Annotated in this window: 22 protein-coding genes; 8 read left to right on the top strand and 14 right to left on the bottom strand. The window is 60.8% G+C overall.

Annotated features, from left to right (window positions below):
• Positions 1-9: 9 nt before the first annotated feature.
• Positions 10-420: a rhodanese-like domain-containing protein gene (locus FHT82_RS15420; RefSeq protein ID WP_183732155.1), complete on the bottom strand. Its 411-nt coding sequence runs from the start codon at positions 418-420 to the stop codon at positions 10-12.
• A 69-nt stretch (positions 421-489) separates the two neighbouring features.
• Here FHT82_RS15420 and ftrA point away from each other — a divergent pair, with 69 nt between their 5' ends.
• On the top strand, positions 490-1,491 hold the full coding sequence (ftrA, locus tag FHT82_RS15415) for a transcriptional regulator FtrA (protein ID WP_183732152.1): 1,002 nt from the start codon (positions 490-492) through the stop codon (positions 1,489-1,491).
• 68 nt (positions 1,492-1,559) lie between these two features.
• Here ftrA and preA read toward each other — a convergent pair whose 3' ends face one another.
• From preA to FHT82_RS15395, 4 genes are all read right to left on the bottom strand, one after another.
• Positions 1,560-2,873 (bottom strand): NAD-dependent dihydropyrimidine dehydrogenase subunit PreA, encoded by a 1,314-nt coding sequence (gene preA, locus FHT82_RS15410; protein ID WP_183732150.1) that lies wholly within the window; start codon positions 2,871-2,873, stop codon positions 1,560-1,562.
• A gap of 15 nt (positions 2,874-2,888) precedes the next feature.
• Positions 2,889-4,250 carry an NAD(P)-dependent oxidoreductase gene (locus FHT82_RS15405; RefSeq protein WP_183732147.1) on the bottom strand — a complete coding sequence of 454 codons (1,362 nt, stop codon included), beginning with the start codon at positions 4,248-4,250 and terminating at the stop codon, positions 2,889-2,891.
• A 446-nt stretch (positions 4,251-4,696) separates the two neighbouring features.
• On the bottom strand, positions 4,697-5,692 hold the full coding sequence (locus tag FHT82_RS15400; protein ID WP_183732784.1) for a sensor histidine kinase: 996 nt from the start codon (positions 5,690-5,692) through the stop codon (positions 4,697-4,699).
• 194 nt (positions 5,693-5,886) lie between these two features.
• Positions 5,887-6,681, bottom strand: coding sequence for a response regulator (locus FHT82_RS15395; RefSeq protein WP_183732144.1), 795 nt, complete (start codon positions 6,679-6,681; stop codon positions 5,887-5,889).
• A gap of 275 nt (positions 6,682-6,956) precedes the next feature.
• Here FHT82_RS15395 and FHT82_RS15390 point away from each other — a divergent pair, with 275 nt between their 5' ends.
• Both FHT82_RS15390 and FHT82_RS15385 read left to right on the top strand, forming a co-directional pair.
• Positions 6,957-7,163 carry a NepR family anti-sigma factor gene (locus FHT82_RS15390; RefSeq protein WP_183732141.1) on the top strand — a complete coding sequence of 69 codons (207 nt, stop codon included), beginning with the start codon at positions 6,957-6,959 and terminating at the stop codon, positions 7,161-7,163.
• 10 nt (positions 7,164-7,173) lie between these two features.
• Entirely contained in the window at positions 7,174-7,728 is a 555-nt protein-coding gene (locus tag FHT82_RS15385) for an RNA polymerase sigma factor (RefSeq protein ID WP_183732138.1), read from the top strand.
• Between the two features lie 108 nt (positions 7,729-7,836).
• Here FHT82_RS15385 and FHT82_RS15380 read toward each other — a convergent pair whose 3' ends face one another.
• From FHT82_RS15380 to hemP, 7 genes are all read right to left on the bottom strand, one after another.
• Entirely contained in the window at positions 7,837-8,238 is a 402-nt protein-coding gene (locus FHT82_RS15380; protein ID WP_183732135.1) for a hypothetical protein, read from the bottom strand.
• Between the two features lie 108 nt (positions 8,239-8,346).
• Complete coding sequence (locus FHT82_RS15375; protein WP_183732132.1) at positions 8,347-8,691, bottom strand: DUF883 family protein; 345 nt, start codon at positions 8,689-8,691, stop codon at positions 8,347-8,349.
• Positions 8,692-8,824: 133 nt separating this feature from the next.
• Positions 8,825-9,619 (bottom strand): heme ABC transporter ATP-binding protein, encoded by a 795-nt coding sequence (locus FHT82_RS15370; RefSeq protein ID WP_183732129.1) that lies wholly within the window; start codon positions 9,617-9,619, stop codon positions 8,825-8,827.
• A gap of 10 nt (positions 9,620-9,629) precedes the next feature.
• Positions 9,630-10,739, bottom strand: a complete 1,110-nt coding sequence (locus FHT82_RS15365) for an iron ABC transporter permease (protein ID WP_183732126.1) — start codon at positions 10,737-10,739, stop codon at positions 9,630-9,632.
• Positions 10,740-10,741: 2 nt separating this feature from the next.
• Positions 10,742-11,671, bottom strand: coding sequence for an ABC transporter substrate-binding protein (locus FHT82_RS15360; RefSeq protein ID WP_183732123.1), 930 nt, complete (start codon positions 11,669-11,671; stop codon positions 10,742-10,744).
• Positions 11,672-11,682: 11 nt separating this feature from the next.
• The gene (locus FHT82_RS15355) at positions 11,683-12,732 is read right to left on the bottom strand and encodes a ChuX/HutX family heme-like substrate-binding protein (protein ID WP_183732120.1); all 1,050 of its coding nucleotides are present in this window, start codon (positions 12,730-12,732) and stop codon (positions 11,683-11,685) included.
• Between the two features lie 20 nt (positions 12,733-12,752).
• Positions 12,753-12,938, bottom strand: a complete 186-nt coding sequence (gene hemP / locus FHT82_RS30680; RefSeq protein WP_183732116.1) for a hemin uptake protein HemP — start codon at positions 12,936-12,938, stop codon at positions 12,753-12,755.
• A gap of 180 nt (positions 12,939-13,118) precedes the next feature.
• Here hemP and FHT82_RS15345 point away from each other — a divergent pair, with 180 nt between their 5' ends.
• The 5 genes from FHT82_RS15345 to FHT82_RS15325 all read left to right on the top strand — a co-directional run bounded on the left by FHT82_RS15345 (position 13,119) and on the right by FHT82_RS15325 (position 16,097).
• Positions 13,119-13,565 (top strand): hypothetical protein, encoded by a 447-nt coding sequence (locus tag FHT82_RS15345; protein WP_183732113.1) that lies wholly within the window; start codon positions 13,119-13,121, stop codon positions 13,563-13,565.
• Positions 13,566-13,620: 55 nt separating this feature from the next.
• On the top strand, positions 13,621-14,988 hold the full coding sequence (locus tag FHT82_RS15340) for an energy transducer TonB (RefSeq protein ID WP_183732110.1): 1,368 nt from the start codon (positions 13,621-13,623) through the stop codon (positions 14,986-14,988).
• A 107-nt stretch (positions 14,989-15,095) separates the two neighbouring features.
• Positions 15,096-15,503 carry a DUF2325 domain-containing protein gene (locus FHT82_RS15335; RefSeq protein WP_183732108.1) on the top strand — a complete coding sequence of 136 codons (408 nt, stop codon included), beginning with the start codon at positions 15,096-15,098 and terminating at the stop codon, positions 15,501-15,503.
• Positions 15,500-15,772 carry a hypothetical protein gene (locus FHT82_RS15330; RefSeq protein ID WP_183732105.1) on the top strand — a complete coding sequence of 91 codons (273 nt, stop codon included), beginning with the start codon at positions 15,500-15,502 and terminating at the stop codon, positions 15,770-15,772. The genes FHT82_RS15335 and FHT82_RS15330 overlap by 4 nt, the downstream gene beginning before the upstream one ends.
• Before the next feature lie 10 nt (positions 15,773-15,782).
• Positions 15,783-16,097 carry an antibiotic biosynthesis monooxygenase gene (locus FHT82_RS15325; RefSeq protein ID WP_183732102.1) on the top strand — a complete coding sequence of 105 codons (315 nt, stop codon included), beginning with the start codon at positions 15,783-15,785 and terminating at the stop codon, positions 16,095-16,097.
• Between the two features lie 70 nt (positions 16,098-16,167).
• On the opposite strand, the gene FHT82_RS15320 is transcribed toward FHT82_RS15325, so the two are convergent.
• On the bottom strand, positions 16,168-16,539 hold the full coding sequence (locus FHT82_RS15320) for a DUF423 domain-containing protein (RefSeq protein WP_183732100.1): 372 nt from the start codon (positions 16,537-16,539) through the stop codon (positions 16,168-16,170).
• Between the two features lie 2 nt (positions 16,540-16,541).
• On the bottom strand, positions 16,542-16,931 hold the full coding sequence (locus tag FHT82_RS15315) for a group II truncated hemoglobin (protein WP_183732097.1): 390 nt from the start codon (positions 16,929-16,931) through the stop codon (positions 16,542-16,544).
• Positions 16,932-17,080: the final 149 nt, after the last annotated feature.

Here is a 17,080-nt window from a genome sequence, read left to right as displayed (position 1 = left end):
GAACCCGGATCAGGCGGCAACGCCTGCTTCGCCTTCGAAAGCAAAACCTTCGTCCGCCCATCCGGTGAGGCCGCCGATCATAAGCTTGACGGACAGACCGAGGCGGGAGAGGCGGAGTGCCGCCTTGTCCGCGCCGTTGCAATGCGGACCGGCGCAATAGACGACGAACAGCGTATCCGCAGGCCATTGCGACATGCGATGGGCGGTCATCTTGCCGTGCGGCAGGTTGAGGGCGCCTGGAATATGCGAGAGGGCGAAGAGTGCCGGCGAGCGGACGTCGAGCAGCACAAAATCGACCTTGCCCGAAGTGAAGGCGGCGTTCACATCCGAGCAGTCGGTCTCGAAGGCGAGCTTGCGGGCGAAGTGCTCGGCGGCAGCTTCGGGTGCGGCGGCAGGGATTTCGGAAACCGGGCTCGGCATGATCTTGTCCTTTTTGACTTGGTTGCAGCCGATCATTGCCGATGATAGTGATGAGCGAAATTGGCCATCGTGACTGATAGCGTAAAGATCATGCCAGAATCGGATGTTCACAAGACACGGGGGCCGCATGTCGTGGCGCTTGCCTATGACGGGCTCTGCACCTTCGAATTCGGCATCGCCTATGAGGTGTTCGGCCTGTCGCGGCCGGAAATGGGCGAGAGCTGGTATCGTTTCTCGGTCGCCGGCGTCGAGCCCGGCCCGCTGCGAGCCGCCGGCGGGCTGACGGTTGCGGTCGACAGAGGGCTTGAATTGCTCGACGAAGCGGACCTGATCATCGCGCCGGGATGGCGGGCGATCGATGCGCCGGTGCCGGAGCCTCTGATCGCAGCGCTTCGTGATGCCCACGAGCGCGGCGCGCGAGTGATGTCACTCTGCTCGGGTGTCGCTGTCCTTGCCGCGGCAGGCCTGCTCGCTGGGCGGCGTGCGACGACGCATTGGCGGTATGTCGCCTCGATTGCCGAGCGTTACCCCGACATCGCGCTGGATGCCCATGTGCTCTATATGGACGAAGGAACCATCCTGACGGCGGCAGGCAGTGCGGCCGGCATCGACCTCTGCCTGCATGTCGTGCGCGGCGATTTCGGCCCGGACGCCGCCAACAGCGTCGCGCGCCGTCTGGTCGTTCCGCCGCATCGCGAGGGCGGGCAGGCACAGTTCATTGCGGCTCCCGTGCCGGAAGAACGCGAGGGTATTCGGCTTGGACCGTTGATCGAATGGATGCGCGAGCGGCTTTCCGATGAGCAGCCGATCAGCCTGCTTGCCGGCAGGGCCGGCATGAGCATGCGGACCTTCCAGCGTCGCTTCGAGGCGACGACCGGCGACAGTGTCGGCGAATGGCTGCTGAAGGAGCGTTTGCGGCATGCGCGCGACCTTCTGGAGAAGGAGCTTGCCGTGTCGCTCGATGATATCGCCATCGCCAGCGGTTTCGGCACGCTTGCGACCATGCGCCACCATTTCAGGAGGCGGTTGGGGACGAGTCCGAGCGCTTACAGGAAGTCGTTCGGGTTTTGAGAATCGACGGCAGGTAAAGAAAAAGCCGCCGTGGATGGGCGGCTTCTTCATCAGGTGTTTCGGAGGTCTTACTCCGCAGCCTGGCGGGCCATCGGGTTGTTCGGGTGGGTCGTCCAGTTGGCGTAGTTCGGATCGACCACTTTCCCGGTGCGTTTGTCCAGCGAGCCAGCCGGAAGCTGCTCCATGGTGATGCAGTTCTCGACCGGGCAGACGCTGACGCAGAGATTGCAGCCGACGCATTCCTCGTCCATCACCTCGAAATGGCGAACGCCATCGACGACGTTGGTGATCGCCTGGTGCGAGGTATCCTCACAGGCGATGTAGCAGCGGCCGCATTTGATGCAGGCGTCCTGGTCGATCTTCGCCTTGGCGATGTAGTTGAGGTTCAGGTACTGCCAGTCGGTGACGTTCTGCACGGCGCGGCCGGTGATGTCGTCGAGGGTTCTGTGGCCCTTTTCATCCATCCAGTCGGAGAGGCCCGTAATCATTTCCTGTACGATCTTGAAGCCATAGGTCATGGCTGCCGTGCAGACCTGGACGTTGCCGGCGCCGAGCACCAAGAATTCCGCCGCATCGCGCCAGGTGGTGATGCCGCCGATGCCTGATATCGGCAGGCCGTAGGTTTCCGGATCGCGGGCGATCTCGGCGACCATGTTGAGCGCGATCGGCTTGACCGCCGGGCCGCAATAGCCGCCATGGCTGCCCTTGCCGCCGACGGTCGGGTTCGGCGCGAAATTATCGAGATCGACCGAGACGATCGAGTTGATCGTATTAATCAGCGAGACGGCATCCGTGCCGCCGGCCTTGGCGGCGCGGGCAGGGCGGCGAATGTCGGTGATGTTGGGCGTCAGCTTGGTGATGACGGGCATGCGGGTGTACTGCTTGCACCAGCGCACGACCATTTCGATATATTCCGGCACCTGACCGACGGCCGAGCCCATGCCGCGCTCGGACATGCCATGCGGACAGCCGAAGTTGAGTTCGATACCGTCAGCCCCGGTCTCTTCGACCAGCGGCAGGATCGCCTTCCAGGCCTGTTCCTCGCAGGGAACCATGATCGAGGCGATGAGGGCGCGATCCGGCCAGTTCATCTTGACCTGCTTCATTTCGCGAAGGTTGGTCTGCAGGTCGCGGTCGGTAATGAGCTCGATATTGTTGAGGCCGAGCAGGCGGCGGTCAGCGCCCCAGATCGCGCCGTAGCGCGGGCCGTTGACGTTGACGACCGGCGGGCCTTCCTCGCCGAGCGTCTTCCAGACGACGCCGCCCCAGCCGGCCTTGAAGGCGCGCTCGACGTTGTAGGCCTTGTCGGTCGGCGGTGCAGAGGCGAGCCAGAAGGGGTTCGGAGACTTGATGCCGACGAAATTATTGCGGAGATCAGCCATTGTTCATTCTCCCCTTCAGGCGACGGCGACAGCCGGAGCGGCAGCGGCGGACAGGGCGCGGTGAATGGATTCGGCCGCATCGCGGCCATGGGCGACGGCAGATACGGTGAGGTCTTCGCCGCCGAAGACGCAGTCGCCGCCGGCCCACACACCTTCAATCGATGTGCGGCCTTCGGCATCGACGGCGATACGGCCGGATTCCATCCGCAATGCTCCAAGGCTGGAGGCTTCGAAGGTCTGGCCGATGGCTTTGAGGATATGATCGGCGGTGATGACGCCGGTCTCGCCTGTGCCGGTGAGGCGGCCATCGACGAGAGCCGTATATTCCACCTCGATCGCGGCTACCTTGCCGTCCTGGGAAAGGATGGATTTCGGCGCCAGCCAATGGCGGATGATGACGCCTTTTGAGGTCGCAAGATCCTGCTCGAATTCCGAGGCGTTCATGTGCTCCTTGCCGCGGCGGTAGCAGATGGTCACTTCCTCCGCGCCGAGAAGCTTTGCCTGCACGGCGGCGTCGATTGCCGTCATGCCGCCGCCGAGAACGACGACACGGCGGCCGATGGCGATCTCGCCCTTGTTGCCGGCCTGACGCAGCGCGGCGATGAAATCGACGGCGTCATCGACTTCAGGCAGATTTTCGTTGTCGACGCGCAGCGCATTGACGCCGGCGAGACCGAGGCCGAGGAAGACGGCGTCATACTGGCTCTGCAGGTCGGAGAGGGAGAAATCGCGGCCGAGCTGCTCACCGTGCTTCACTTCGATGCCGCCGATCGAAAGGACGTAATCGACCTCCTTCTGCGCGAAATCGTCGACCGTCTTGTATGTGGCGATGCCATATTCGTTGAGGCCGCCGGATTTCGGCCTGGCGTCGTAGATCACGACCTCGTTGCCCTTGACGGCAAGGCGATGGGCGGCTGCGAGACCGGCGGGACCGGCGCCGACAACGGCGATCTTCTTGCCGGTCGGTTCAGCGCGCCGGTAGAACTGCTTGTCGGCGGCCATTGCCGCATCCGTCGCATAGCGCTGGAGGCGGCCGATTTCGACGGGGCGTTCTTCGGCCGTGTTGCGCACACAAGCCTGTTCGCAGAGCTCTTCGGTGGGACAGACGCGGGCGCACATGCCGCCGAGGATATTCTGGTCGAAGATGGTCTTCGCCGAACCCAGGGGATTGCCGGTCGAAATCTGGCGGATGAAAAGCGGAATGTCGATCGAGGTGGGACAGGCCGTCATGCACGGCGCGTCATAACAGAAATAACAGCGGTCAGCGGCGACCAGCGCTTCGTGGTTGTCGAGGCGCGGATGAAGATCGGAAAAATTAGCCTCGTACTCGGCGGAGGAAAGCCGGCCGGCACGAATCCCAGTTTCCAGACGTTCCATTGAAGTTCCCTCTTTATTGGTAACGACCAGTGAGGGAATCGTAACTCAGGTTCAAAAATTTATCAAACGGTAAAATTTTGGCAATTTTCTTTCCTTCCTACACTATAACTTATTGATTTTATTCAATGTGAGGATTCTTTGAGCAATCTCTGCCTTCCCATTGAATGGACCGGAGCGACACTCGGATTTCGGGTTGCGGAAAAAAATTGACAAAAGTCGAATTTTTTTTCGAACCGGCGGAACCAAAGTTAACGAGCGTAGTTAATGCGATATCCGGATGATGACCGCATCGACCCAACATGCGCGCCCCCAACCCATCATTCGGACGAACTCACGGTCCCCTCCCGGTGAGTGGAAACAGCCAGTGCGCCGCCCTCGCACCGGCTGTTTTTCCGTCTGGGCCTTAAGCAATTCCAGCAGCAAAAGCGTGCAGCGGTTCTGCGTCCTCAGCTGCGCTTCAGGATTTCGAATTCCGTTTCCGGAACCCTCAGGTGGTATTCAATGCGACCGGGGACGAGCGTCAGTTCGGCCTTGCCGTTGACGGAGGAGGGCACGACACGCTCCAGCACCGTGCGGCCGAAGCTGTTTTCGCTGAATTCGTGCACATCGGCGCTGTTCGGGAGTGTCTCCACCCATGCCAGTTCGATCGCCCTGCGGCCGGAGATGTCAGCTTCCCGGCAGTTCAGGGTGATTGACGTCGCACCACCGGCAATCGCGCCATAGGAGGCGGAATTGACGATGAGCTCATGCAACGCCAGGCCGAGATGCACGGCGGCGTTCGGCGTCAGATGGGCGTTGATGCCATAAATCGGCATGGAGCCTGCAGTTTCCGGCCAATAGGGGGCGAACTGCTTTTCGGCGAGTTCGAAGAGGAAGGCTCCACGCCAGCTGGAGTCGGTGATCAGATCCTGAGAGTTGGAAAGCGACTGGAGGCGTCCCCGGAACTTCATCAGGAAAGCGTCGAGCGAAAGAGTATTGCGGGCCGTCTGGGTGGCAATACCCTGGATGATGGCAAGCAGATTCTTGGAGCGGTGGGAAAGCTCGCGCAGAAGAGATTTCAGCACCTTTTCGCGATGGCGGCTTTCCGTGACCTCGGAAATGACGGAGAGCAGGCCGTAATTGCCGCGCCCGCCGGTACGTTGAACTTTCAGTTCGAATGTCCTGACTTCGCCGTCGATCGCAACATCGACCTCGGCATTGCTGGAGGCGCCGGTCTCAAGCACCCTCCGCTTCATCACGGCAAGGGATTTGCCGTGTGTTTCACCAAACAGCGAACCGTCATCGCCGCCGGCGACAAAACGCTTCTGGAAATAAGGGAGAAGATTTTCGGCATAGAGGATGGCGAGGCCTGTATCCTGATACAGGATCGAGATAGCGGCGCTGGCGAGCGCGCGCTCCATCACGGCCGCCTTGCCTTCGGTAGTGAAAGGCGTTCCGGACAATGGTCCAGTCGTATTCACGCGGCCGCCTTTCTTCAGTCCCTTCGAACACATGGAGGGATGTCAGCCCTCCCGACAAACCTGCCGGTCATTCTAGAAGCAAGCGCTGCAAAAACCGTTAAAGCTACCAACACGCTCCGGCAGAGCCGGAACGCATCGTTGCCGGAAATGGTTCCGGCGCGGCCGAAATTCATGCTTCAGGCTGCCACGCGGGTCGTTTCGTTGAAGAAAAGCGCCTGGCTGATCAGGGCCTTGACCATGTCGGGGTTGAAAGGCTTGGTCACGAGGAAGGTAGGCTCCGGCCGCTCCCCGGTCAGCAATCTCTCAGGGAAGGCGGTGATGAAGATCACCGGAACGCTCGATGTCTTCAGGATATCGTTGACGGCGTCGATACCCGAACTGCCGTCGGCAAGCTGGATATCGGCCAGCACCATGTTCGGCTTCGTCCTGTTGTAGAGCGCGACCGCTTCCGTGTGAGTGCGGGCGATGCCGGTGACGCGGTGGCCGAGGCTTTCGACCATCTGCTCGATATCCATGGCGATCAGCGGCTCGTCCTCGATGATCATGATATCGGTCGCGACCTGGCGCGAGATTTCATGCGAGGCCTTGTCGAGCAGTTGCATGGTTTCCTCGTCGCTGATTTCTAAAATGTCCGCGATCTCGGAGACGCGGAAATTCTCGACTGAAGCGAGCAGGAAAGCCTGCCGGGCGAGCGGCGAAACCTTGGAAAGGTTCAGCGTCGCGCGCTGTTCCCAGGCATAGGGAGAGGAGGGTTCGGGAATCTCGACTGCAGTGGAACCAAACAGTTGCGTAAACAGTTTGTAGAGTGCGACGCGGTCATTCACGGTATCCGGGAAAATGGAGAGATCGGCGATGATCGCTTCCAGGACGGCGGCGACATAGGCGTCGCCAGAAGTTTGGGTACCGGTAAGCGCGCGGGAATAGCGACGCAGATAAGGAAGGTGCGGCGCAATTCGAGTGGAAAGTGTCATTAAAAACTCCCGTCTACAGGCCAGTAAATGGTCTCAATGACCTGACAACGCGATCTTCATAAAAAAGTTCCGGAAAATGAGGAACTATTTTTGCAGCATCGCATTATCCTAGCCGACAAATGAAGGGCGTTACATTTTGACCCATGTGAAGGGGATGGATCTGTTGCATCAACGGTTTGAAAGAACCGACTTGATCGGTCGGGTGTCCGTTCCATTTGATTTTCACAGCAGACTTTGCCTTTCATCCCGAGAAACAGGCAAGAAGTGATCAGTTGATGACGACACAAAAGACAGAGGCACTGGACGAGCGCCAGCAGGAAGTGCGGGCGAGCGACATACTGGATCCGAACAATCAGATCGGCGTCAGGTTGCGGTCACTCTATGCTGCCGCCCAGGAGGAAGCTATTCCCGATCGCTTCCTCGACCTGCTCGAAAAGCTCGACCGGGCCGAAATGATGGCTTCCGCAAAGATGGCCGAATAGGAATACCCGCATGGAAAAAGCGCAACCGAGCTTCAAGCGCGAACTCCTGGCGGCCCTGCCGAGCCTTCGCGCTTTTGCCATATCCCTGATCGGCCGGCACGACCGCGCCGACGACCTGGTTCAGGATACCATCATGAAGGCCTGGGCCAAGCAGGACCATTTCGAGATGGGAACGAACATGAAGGCCTGGCTCTTCACGATCCTGCGCAACGAGCTTTACAGCCAGATGCGCAAGAGCGGCCGCGAGGTGCAGGACAGCGACGGTTTGTTTACCGAATCCATGGCGACCCACCCGTCCCAATATGGCGCGCTCGACCTGCAGGACTTTAAGAAGGCGCTGGATCAGTTGCCGCCGGATCAGCGCGAAGCGATCATTCTCGTCGGCGCTTCGGGCTTCTCTTATGAGGAAGCGGCGGAAATCTGCGGCTGCGCCGTCGGTACCATCAAGAGCCGCGTGAACCGCGCGCGTCAGCGTCTGCAGGAGCTGCTGCAGATTTCCGGCGAGGCGGATTTCGGTCCGGATGCCACGTCGGCGCCGTTGACGTCGAAGGCCTTCGCCTTCTGATCAAAGTGTTTCCTGGGAGGAAGGATGGCCGGCAGCCCTATCGGGCGCCGGCTTTTTATATGCAGCGGGGCAAGTGGCTGCCTTCCTCAAAGGGGAGACGTGGCGGGTTTAGTCGTCCCGCCTCGAACCCACCAGATTGGCGGCGACAAGAGCGGCCACGATGCCGGCGGTCAGCAGCGGCTGGGCGCGGACAAGGCCGAGGCCGACGGTTGCCAGAGATTCCAACGCGGCGCGGCGTTCGCGGGCGCGGCGGGCTTCCCGGGCATTGATGATCGCCATGATAACGAAGACGACGATCGCGATCAGCAGCGCGCAGGCCGCCAGAAAGAGGGCTGCGCCGATGGCGCCGTAGATGCCGGCCAGCCAGATCGCTCCGGCGGTGACGGCAAGCGCATAGGCGGTCAGCAGAAAAAGCAACGCAACGGCGACGAAGATGCCGTTGCGCTTGGTGCGTTCCACCGTGCGGTGGACGCTCGTGCCCACGAGCAGGCTCAGGATTGGGAAGAGCATCGAGCCTCCTAAAGCAATTCCAGCAAAAGTGCGCAGCGGTTTTGCGTCCGGAATTGCGTTAAAACAAACAGATAGAGTATTTCCGTTTTCTAAAAGAGCGGGAATACTCTAGCGGCGAGCGAGCATGGCGACGAGCAGGCCGAAGGCGGCAGCGGCGCCCACCGTTGCCAGCGGGTGACGGCGGACCGTATTGCGCACTTCGCCGGCGCTACGCAGGTAGCGCTGCTGCAACTCGTTCAGCAGGTCCTCGCTGCGGCCGAGAATGTCCTCGAAGCTCGCGGATGCCTGTGAGCGCAGCGTTTCACCTCGATGGCGGGACGTCTTGCCGAGAACATGGGTCAGTTCGGCGAGTTCGTCGCGCAGGGCTTCGATCTGGTCCTCGATGCTGGTTTCGAGATTGTGGAGAGCGCCGTTGCGGCGACTGCGGCTGGACTGGAAGAAGGAATAGGCCATGACTGTCTCCATAGCTGGGCGCAAAAAATGCCGCCCGGTTTCTCACGGGGTCAGCACCATCGATGGCACGGAAGAGAGCGCCCGGCTTTGACCCAAATCATTGCGGACAACGCATTTGGATTGGAAAGGTTCCTCAGCCGGCGGGAAGCGCGCTGTGCGCAAGCACGAAGGGCGTGCCATCGACAGGCACCTTGTTGACGCGCAGCGGGCAGCCGAAGACGGACTGCATGGTTTCGTCCGTCAGCACCTCACGCACATTGCCGGACGCTGCCAGCCGGCCGGATTTCATCAGCACGATCCTCTCGGCGAAGAGGGCCGTCAGGTTGAGATCGTGCATGACGGCGATGACCCCGCCGCCGCGTTCGCAGAAATTACGCGCGAGCGTCATGATCGTCAGCTGGTGGCTGATGTCGAGGCTGGAGACCGGTTCGTCGAGCAGCAGCCAGCAGGGCTTGCCGTCCACGACCGGCTCGGCGATCTGGCAGAGCACGCGGGCAAGCTGCACGCGCTGCTGCTCGCCGCCCGAGAGTTCCTGATAGAAGCGCGCCTCGAAGCCGCCGAGATCGACTGATGCAAGCGCCTTTGCGGCTGTCTCATCGGCCTGATCGGCGTGCAGGTTGAGGCCGGAGGTCAGGCCCATGCGGACGATCTCGCGCACCGTGAAGGGAAAGGAGATGGCGCTCGCTTGCGGCAGGACCCCTCTGACGGAAGCGAGCTGCCAGGGTTTGAGCGCGCGTACCTCTTCGCCGTTCAGTCGTACGGAACCGTCATAGGCGAGTTCGCCGGAAACGGCTTTCATCGTCGTCGTCTTGCCGGAGCCGTTAGGGCCTGCAATGGCAGTCAGTTCGCCGGCCTTCGCAGTGAAGGCGACGTCGTGCACGATGGTCTTGCCGGAAAGGCGCACGCTGACGCCGGAAACTTCGATCATCGCAACACACTCAAAGGGCCAGGCGCGAGCGTTGCCGCAGCAGGATCCAGAGGAAGAAGGGGCCGCCGACCGCAGCGGTGATGATGCCGATCGGCAGTTCGGCGGGGGCGACGATGGTGCGGGCAAGTACGTCGGCGAAGATCAGCAGCGAGCCGCCGAGCAAGGCCGAGGCCGGCAGCAGGAAGCGATGATCCGGGCCGATCACCATGCGCAATATATGCGGCACGACGATGCCGACGAAGCCGATGCCGCCGCTGACGGCGACGGAAGCGCCGGTGGCGGCCGCAACCGCTACAATGGCGATATTCTTCAGCCGCTGGACGGGTACGCCCATGTGAAAGGCCGCGGCTTCGCCAAGGGTGATCGCGTTCAATCCGCGGGCCATGAAGGGCAGCGTGGCAAAGGACAGAAGGATGATGGGGCCGGCTGCTGATATCTTGATCCAGGTGGCGCCCGCAAGCGAGCCCATGCCCCAGAAGGTGAGGTCGCGCAGCTGCTGGTCGTTGGCCATATAGATCAGCACGCCGGTCAATGCGCCGGCCAGGGCGCCGAGTGCGATGCCGGCGAGCAGCATGGTGGCGACGGAGGTCCGGCCATTGCTGGTGGCGACCCGGTAGAGCAACAGGGTGGTGGCGAGGCCGCCGCCGAAGGCTGCAAGCGGCAGGGCATAGATGCCGAGTGCAAGGTAGGGAGGCGCTGCGATCGTGCCGCCGAGCACGATCATGACGACTGCGCCAAGACCCGCGCCCGAGGAGACGCCAACGAGGCCGGGATCGGCCAGCGGGTTGCGGAACAGGCCCTGCATGACTGCGCCGGAGACGGCGAGCGATCCGCCGATCAGGAAGCCGAGGATGGCGCGGGGGAGGCGGATATCGAAGATGATGATCCGGTCGCGGGCGCTGAGTGCCGTTTCGGAGCCCGTCATGTTTCTCATGACATCGAGAACGGAAGCGTCCGACGCCCCCGTCGTGATGGAAAAGAGCAGGGCGAAGACGGAAGCCACGACGAGGAAGGCGATGCCCGCGAGGGCGAGGTTGGTTCTATCGCCCGCCTGCCTGCTTCTGCGGAACGCCACAGAGAAGGATCGCCTGTTTTCCATCATGGCTTCCGGAACGGCCATCGTCAGCCCCCGTAGATCGCCGCGTTGAGTTCACGAACGGCGCTTGCCGTGCGCGGGCCGAAGCCCAGCAGATGCATGCCGTCCATGCGGATGATCGCCTTTTTTTCGCCGGCCGGCGTCAGCGCGATCGATGGTTGGGCAAGCAGATCCTCGTTCCTGGTGCTGGCACCATCGCCGCGGTTCATCATCAGGATTACGTCGGGCTTGGCGCTGATGATCGCCTCATCGGTGAGCGGCTTGTAGCCGGGGAATTCGCCGACAGCATTGATGGCGCCGGCAAGCTTGATGATGCCATCAGCAGCAGTGCCGGTGCCCGAAGCCATGATGCGGCCGTTCTGGGCACTGAGGACGAAAAGAACGCGCTTGCGCTCCGCCTCGGGGCGCTTTCCGGCGTCTGCGACGGCGGCGTCGAGATCGGCGCCGACCTTTTCTTCAAGCGCCCTTGCCTTATCCTGAACGTTCAGCAGCGTGCCGACGCGATCGATCTTGGCGATGATGCCGTCGCGCGTATAAGCGTTCGGCACGGTCTCGAAGGGCACGCTGGCATTCTTCAGGACGTTCAGCGCTTCCTGCGGGCCTGAGCCCTCGACGGCGATGATCGCCGTCGGGTTCATGGCGAGAATGCCTTCCGGCGAAAGCGCGCGCATGTAGCCGACGTCGGGCAGCTTCAAGGCGGCCTCCGGATACGTGCTCGTCGTATCGCGGGCGATCAGCCTGCTTTCCTCGCCGAGCGCGTAGATGACCTCGGTGACGTCGCCGCCGACCGAAACCAGCCGCGAGGTGTCGAGCTTCTTCTCCTCAGCCTGGGCGGCGCGCACGAAAGCAAAGCTTTTGCCAGCCGGTGCTGCCGGGATCAGCGGCAGGGCCATGACGGCCGCCGTCAGGGCCAGTTCCCAGAGGCGGATCCGGCGCAGGTTGTTACGCATCTTCATCGCTCTGATCCTTATGCGGCGACGCTTGTTGCCCGCGGCAGGTTTTCCATAATCTCACGCCATTCGGCATTCTCGTCGGAGCCTTCCTTCCGCTTGCCGAAGAACTGGATGATCATGTTGCCATCAGCATCATAGGCTTCGAGCGAGGTGACGTGGCCGTCCTTGGTCGGCTTGCGCACGGCCCAGGTCTCGGCAATGTGGTCCTGGCGCAGATGCAGGTGGAAGGTCTCATCCATGATATTGATCCATGGACCCATCGGCTGGACGTTGAAGATCGGCCCGGCATGGATCTGCACGATGCCGTTATTGGCGACGAAGCACATGATCGGCAGGCCTGATTTGACAGAGGCATGCATCATGTCAGCCGTCGCCGTGTTGTCGAGCTTCCAGGCATAGTCGTCTCCGACGGTGCGCACAGCGGCCTGGCGGCCGATCTTCAGGCGCCTCAGCATGCCGAAGAATTCATGCGTGTCGGTCATCTTGCTCCAGTTGTCGCGCAGCTCTTCGCGGCTGACATTGCCGTCCTCGTCAGAAGCGGAGGACGCTTCTGCCTCGACGATTTCCTGCGACTGGTCCTCGAGCTTCAGGTCGGCGACGATGCGGTGATAGGCTTCGACGTTTGACGCCGGGCGCAGGTGGATCTTATGGACGGCGTTGCCGGTCTTGTCGAAATACTGGAGGCTGAGGCGTTCGGTGTCGCCGTCCTTCTTGGTGACGGCAAAGGCGTGGACCCAACGGCTCGGGAAGACGCGCAGATCGATGTTTTCGCCGAGCACGATCGCATTGTGCTCGCCGACCTTGATGTTTTCGTAGACACCGATCTTCTCGTGTACGGCGCTCTCGTTGCGCGACAGGGCCATGACTTCACCGAGGTCTGCGACGCGCTCCAGGAGTTTTGCGGCGCTGGCATCGATTCTGACAGCGCTGATGCCGACTTCGGCGGCGACGAGGGCCGCCTCGGAGATCTTCAGCTGCGCGGCAATATCGCGCTCGCGCATCTTCGGATTTTCGGCGCGGAATGCGCGGATTTCGGATGGTGCCGGTCTGGTCTGCTCGGTCATGTTCTACCCTGCTTATCAAGCTACTTGTTGAGAATGAGTTTGCCCTGACGGGTGATCTTCAGGCGATAGATCACGCCATCGTGCCGAATCATGATCTCGTTGGTGCCGGCAAAAAGATCGCCGCTTTCGAGAACGCGGATCTCGGCCACCGCAGGATCGTTCCGCAGTGGTGCGAGCTTAAAGGTATCTGGCTTTTCAACCATCATTTCGGTTGGCTTATTCCGTGATTGCGGGGGTCAAGATCCCGGTTCCGGTGACAATTATCTTGACTCTCATACTCATAGTTTTTTAAAGACGCAATAATTGAAGACAAAAGCAGTCAAGTTTTTGATGCTGCTGTTTGAAGCCGCCTGACGGTGGTCAATTTGATTTATGGAGAGACGATAATGATGGGTCGGTTTGCTGCGATTGCGGCCGGTGTGCTGTTTTCGGTTTCGGGCGTGGCACAGGCCTATGCGCAGGACGCGGCAGCTGCCACCAAGCTCCCCGGCGCCAAGCTCGATGTCGAGCTCAATGCGCTGGCGCCCTCGCAGAAGGGCTGCATGATGACCTTCGTTGCCGAGAACAATCTCCAGGCGCCGATCAACAAGGTTTCCTTCGAACTCGCCTTCTTCAACGACAAGAATGCCGTCGACCGTATCACCGTGCTCGATTTCCGCGATCTGCCGCAGGGCAAGAAGCGCGTGCGCCAGTTCGATATGCCTGGTGTCAAGTGCGAGACGGTTACGCGCATCCTCATCAACGATACGCCGGTCTGCGATGGGCCGGCCACCGGCGAATGCATGAAGGGTCTGGTGACCCGCTCGCAGATATCAGTTCCTTTCGAAGGCTAAGACCCAGGCCGGGATGAAGCCCGGCGCGCATGTTTCAGGCTGTCCGAGGCGCAAAATGGCTATTTCAGCGAAGTCCAGATCGAGACACGTGCTCATCGAGGAGGAAGGCGCTGGCGAGAGCCTGAACGACAACAATCCCGGCATGCATCCCGGCCACGAGCTGTCCGATCTGCGCAATGCGCAGCGCCAGCCGGCGGGCGAGCAGGTTATTCATTACGCGCGCTTCGCGCAGATCTCGTCTTTTCCCGATCATCCGGAAGCAGCGCCTGCCGCTCCGGTCACGCCGTTACCGATGGATGCGGCAGTAGAGAAGCAGGAGGATGAGAAGGCGCCGGTGCGGCGGCGTGTGGCGCTGACGTGCATCGGATCATTCTTTTTCCACGCCGGTTTGGTGGTTGCTCTTACTATATTCGCTCCGCAACCTTCGTTTGAGGCGATTGAAGATGCCGGCGAAGCCGTTAGCGTCGTTGTATACGGCGATTCCGATCTGACGCAGCAATTGGCGGGTGACCCCGATTTGGAAGTTAAGCCTGAGGAAATTGCCGCAGAAGAGGTTGAGCCGGATACGGTTCAAACAGCTACGCAGACTACCGAACTTCAGCCTACGGAAACAGAGCCAGAGCAGACGCAGCCAGTGGACGCCGAACCTGTAGAGGCCGTGCAGCCTTCGCAAGAAGTCACACATATCTCGCCTGAGATGGCTGTAGCCGCAGAACCAGAAATTCTTGTTTCCGCAAATCCTTCGGAGACATTCGTGGCTCAACCTATGGCTACCACGGTGCCCGAACAGCCTCTCCCGGATGAGATGCCGACGGCGGTAATGCCAGAGCATGCCGAAACGGCCGCAGTCCAGCCGACCGAAGTTCAAACGGTAGAAGTTCAGCCAGAGGAAGTGAAGCCGGTAGAAACTGCTGAAATTTCCCCAGAGCCGGAACAGAAGCCTTTACCGACGCCGAAGCCGAAGCTCGAGAAGCCAAAGGTCGCGGAGAAGAAACAGCCTAAAAAAAGAGTTCAGCCCACTGGTGGAAAAGAAGGCTCGGATCGCCAAGAGTCGACTAAGGGAGTCAGCTCGGGGCAGGACGCCCCAGAAACCGATGGCACGTCAGTCGCCGCTGGCAGAGGCGACGGCATGGGAAGTGCTGCCGTAGCCAACTACCCCGGTAAGGTACAAAAGCGTATTCGCCGCTCGGTTCGGGTACCTAACGAATATAAGGAGATGAAGGGAGTAACTGTGAGCGTCCGGTTGACTATCAATGGTACCGGTAGAGTGGATGCGCTTTCCATCGCCCGGAGCTCGGGTATTGCAGAGTTGGATAGGGTTGTTCTCGATGGCGTACGCCGAGCCGCACCTTTTCCTCCCCTACCGTCGGAGTGGGGTAAGGCGACCTGGTCATTTACCCAGAGCGTCGAGGTTTCGAGATAATATGATAAAAATAATCAACTTTATACTTTACTACAAAAATCAAGTTTAATAAGGTCCGTTCGCACACGCAGGAATCGTGTGACGATCAACGAGCGAACGGGTGGTAAATGGCTCGAAAGGCGAAGAAGGGGGCGAACCGGGAGATCCGCGTTCAGGCCGATCAGGAGACGAAAGAACCTTCCTCCGGACGCTCCAAGCTGGATGGCCGCAGTTTCCTCTATGTCGGCGGCCGTGATTGCCAGGTGGCGCATCTGCGCCAGATCGCCAGCAATTTCGGCGCAGAGCTCATCCATCACGATGGCGGGCTTCGCGAAGCCGTTTCCCGCATCGATACGGTGCTTCCTTCGGTCGACTGCGTGTTCTGCCCCATCGACTGTATCAGCCATGATGCCTGCCTGCGCGTGAAGACCGGCTGCAAGAAGTTCGGCAAGGCTTTCATCCCGCTGCGCAACGGCAGCAAGTCCAGCCTGGAACGTGCGCTGAACACGATGAACGAACGAGACAATTCCCGATGAATGATGGGCGCCCTGACGGGTTCACGATGATCGGCCTGCATAAGCTCGCCGCTCACGGCGGCGACGGCCTCGTGCCGGAGCTGTATGAAGTTTTTCTGGAAAATGCCGCGCGCCAGCGCAGCTATCCCAATGTAGTGCTGTTTCCCGCCTGGGAGGCGCGCATGCCCGGTGAAGCGGCTGCAAGGCCCATTGGCGCGAATGCTGCCAATGGCAATAATATCGTCGCCTTTCCGCTTTATGCGGAGCGAGCGAACAAGAAAAAGGCGTGAGGAGCTTTCCATGTATATCGCGATGAACCGCTTCAAGGTCGCAACCGGCGCCGAGGGCGATTTCGAGACTGTCTGGCGCAATCGCGATTCCAGCCTTTCCGAGGTTCCAGGCTTCGTCGAATTCCGCCTGCTGCGCGGCAAGGCCAATGCGGAGGAGGGCTACACGCTGTTTTCCTCGCATACGCTCTGGCGCAGCGAAGAGGATTTTCTGAACTGGACGAAGTCGGAGAATTTCCGGGCTGCGCATCGCAATGCGGGGGAGCGCAGGGAGATGTACAAGGGGCCTCCGGTGTTCGAGGGGTTTAATGTGGTGGAGGGTATTTAAGGGCCGGTACCCGGTACTTGTGGGGTGCCGTCGCGGCTTGTTCCTCCTTCTCCCCAGCGGGGAGAAGGGATTACGCCCGCACCCGCCAAAACGCACTCGCGGAAACTGCCAGCCAGCCCAGCATCATCGCCCAGCCGCCCGTCGGCGCGGCATAGGGGAAGAGGCTCCTGCCGGTAAAGCGCAGGGTGACAAGATCGCCGGCAAAGAGCAAAGTCCCCACGATCATCAGCAAACCGGCCAGCCAGGCGGTTTTGATTTTGCCGGCACCAAGCGCCAGTGCCAGAAGGGCAGGGGCGTGGGCGAGGCACATGGCGGATGCCGAGGCGGCCAGATGCGCATCACCGCCGCCGTGAGCGGCGAGGGCTGCGAGCGCCACGCCTGCGAAGCCGAACAGGCCGGCGAAGAGGAAGAGCACCGGCTCCAGACGCGCGTTCAGGCTCATGACTATTCCTTGTTCTGCATATGATGGGCGAGGCGCTCGACCGGCGTCCAGATGAGGTCGCGCAGCGCCTGGCTGGCGATGGTTTCATCCAGTGCTTGGCGGAAGCAGAGCAGCCATTCGTCGCGTTCGACAGGGCCGATCTGGGCAACGAAATGACGGCTGCGCAGGCGGGGATGGCCGCGCTTGTCGGTATAGAGCGGCGGGCCGCCCAGATAACCGGTCATGTATTCGTAGAATTTCTCTTCGCTGCCTTCGAGGCTTGGCGGGTGCACGGCGCGCACGTTTTTCGCCTCCGGCAGCGCGTCCATCAGCTCGTAGAAACGATGCGTCAGTGCCCGGACGGTCGGATCGCCGCCGATTGCCTCGTACAATGTAATGACTTCTTCAGGCACGAAACCATCCCTAAAATACCCACCCCGGAGCGGCGGCGTCCCCTCCGTCGCTCCGGGTTTTTGTTCAAGCATCGGAATATCCGAAAACCGCTTCGCAGTTTTCGGTCCTGCCCTCTAGATGCACCCGATCAAAAAGGATCGCAACTGTC

The organism is Rhizobium sp. BK275 (assembly GCF_014193555.1).
Lineage (GTDB): Bacteria > Pseudomonadota > Alphaproteobacteria > Rhizobiales > Rhizobiaceae > Rhizobium.
This window is presented reverse-complemented; position numbering and strand designations above follow the sequence as displayed.

What these genes read in the sequence shown, in the direction of transcription:
- FHT82_RS15370 (WP_183732129.1), bottom strand. Translation starts at nt 9,619, where the DNA reads ATGATCGAAGTTTCCGGCGTCAGCGTGCGCCTTTCCGGCAAGACCATC.
- FHT82_RS15330 (WP_183732105.1), top strand. Translation starts at nt 15,500, where the DNA reads ATGAATGATGGGCGCCCTGACGGGTTCACGATGATCGGCCTGCATAAG.
- FHT82_RS15355 (WP_183732120.1), bottom strand. Translation starts at nt 12,732, where the DNA reads ATGACCGAGCAGACCAGACCGGCACCATCCGAAATCCGCGCATTCCGC.
- FHT82_RS15345 (WP_183732113.1), top strand. Translation starts at nt 13,119, where the DNA reads ATGATGGGTCGGTTTGCTGCGATTGCGGCCGGTGTGCTGTTTTCGGTT.
- FHT82_RS15335 (WP_183732108.1), top strand. Translation starts at nt 15,096, where the DNA reads ATGGCTCGAAAGGCGAAGAAGGGGGCGAACCGGGAGATCCGCGTTCAG.
- FHT82_RS15385 (WP_183732138.1), top strand. Translation starts at nt 7,174, where the DNA reads ATGGAAAAAGCGCAACCGAGCTTCAAGCGCGAACTCCTGGCGGCCCTG.
- FHT82_RS15405 (WP_183732147.1), bottom strand. Translation starts at nt 4,250, where the DNA reads ATGGAACGTCTGGAAACTGGGATTCGTGCCGGCCGGCTTTCCTCCGCC.
- FHT82_RS15390 (WP_183732141.1), top strand. Translation starts at nt 6,957, where the DNA reads ATGACGACACAAAAGACAGAGGCACTGGACGAGCGCCAGCAGGAAGTG.
- FHT82_RS15365 (WP_183732126.1), bottom strand. Translation starts at nt 10,739, where the DNA reads ATGGCCGTTCCGGAAGCCATGATGGAAAACAGGCGATCCTTCTCTGTG.
- FHT82_RS15375 (WP_183732132.1), bottom strand. Translation starts at nt 8,691, where the DNA reads ATGGCCTATTCCTTCTTCCAGTCCAGCCGCAGTCGCCGCAACGGCGCT.
- FHT82_RS15420 (WP_183732155.1), bottom strand. Translation starts at nt 420, where the DNA reads ATGCCGAGCCCGGTTTCCGAAATCCCTGCCGCCGCACCCGAAGCTGCC.
- FHT82_RS15320 (WP_183732100.1), bottom strand. Translation starts at nt 16,539, where the DNA reads ATGAGCCTGAACGCGCGTCTGGAGCCGGTGCTCTTCCTCTTCGCCGGC.
- FHT82_RS15340 (WP_183732110.1), top strand. Translation starts at nt 13,621, where the DNA reads ATGGCTATTTCAGCGAAGTCCAGATCGAGACACGTGCTCATCGAGGAG.
- hemP (WP_183732116.1), bottom strand. Translation starts at nt 12,938, where the DNA reads ATGATGGTTGAAAAGCCAGATACCTTTAAGCTCGCACCACTGCGGAAC.
- FHT82_RS15360 (WP_183732123.1), bottom strand. Translation starts at nt 11,671, where the DNA reads ATGAAGATGCGTAACAACCTGCGCCGGATCCGCCTCTGGGAACTGGCC.
- FHT82_RS15325 (WP_183732102.1), top strand. Translation starts at nt 15,783, where the DNA reads ATGTATATCGCGATGAACCGCTTCAAGGTCGCAACCGGCGCCGAGGGC.
- FHT82_RS15380 (WP_183732135.1), bottom strand. Translation starts at nt 8,238, where the DNA reads ATGCTCTTCCCAATCCTGAGCCTGCTCGTGGGCACGAGCGTCCACCGC.
- preA (WP_183732150.1), bottom strand. Translation starts at nt 2,873, where the DNA reads ATGGCTGATCTCCGCAATAATTTCGTCGGCATCAAGTCTCCGAACCCC.
- FHT82_RS15395 (WP_183732144.1), bottom strand. Translation starts at nt 6,681, where the DNA reads ATGACACTTTCCACTCGAATTGCGCCGCACCTTCCTTATCTGCGTCGC.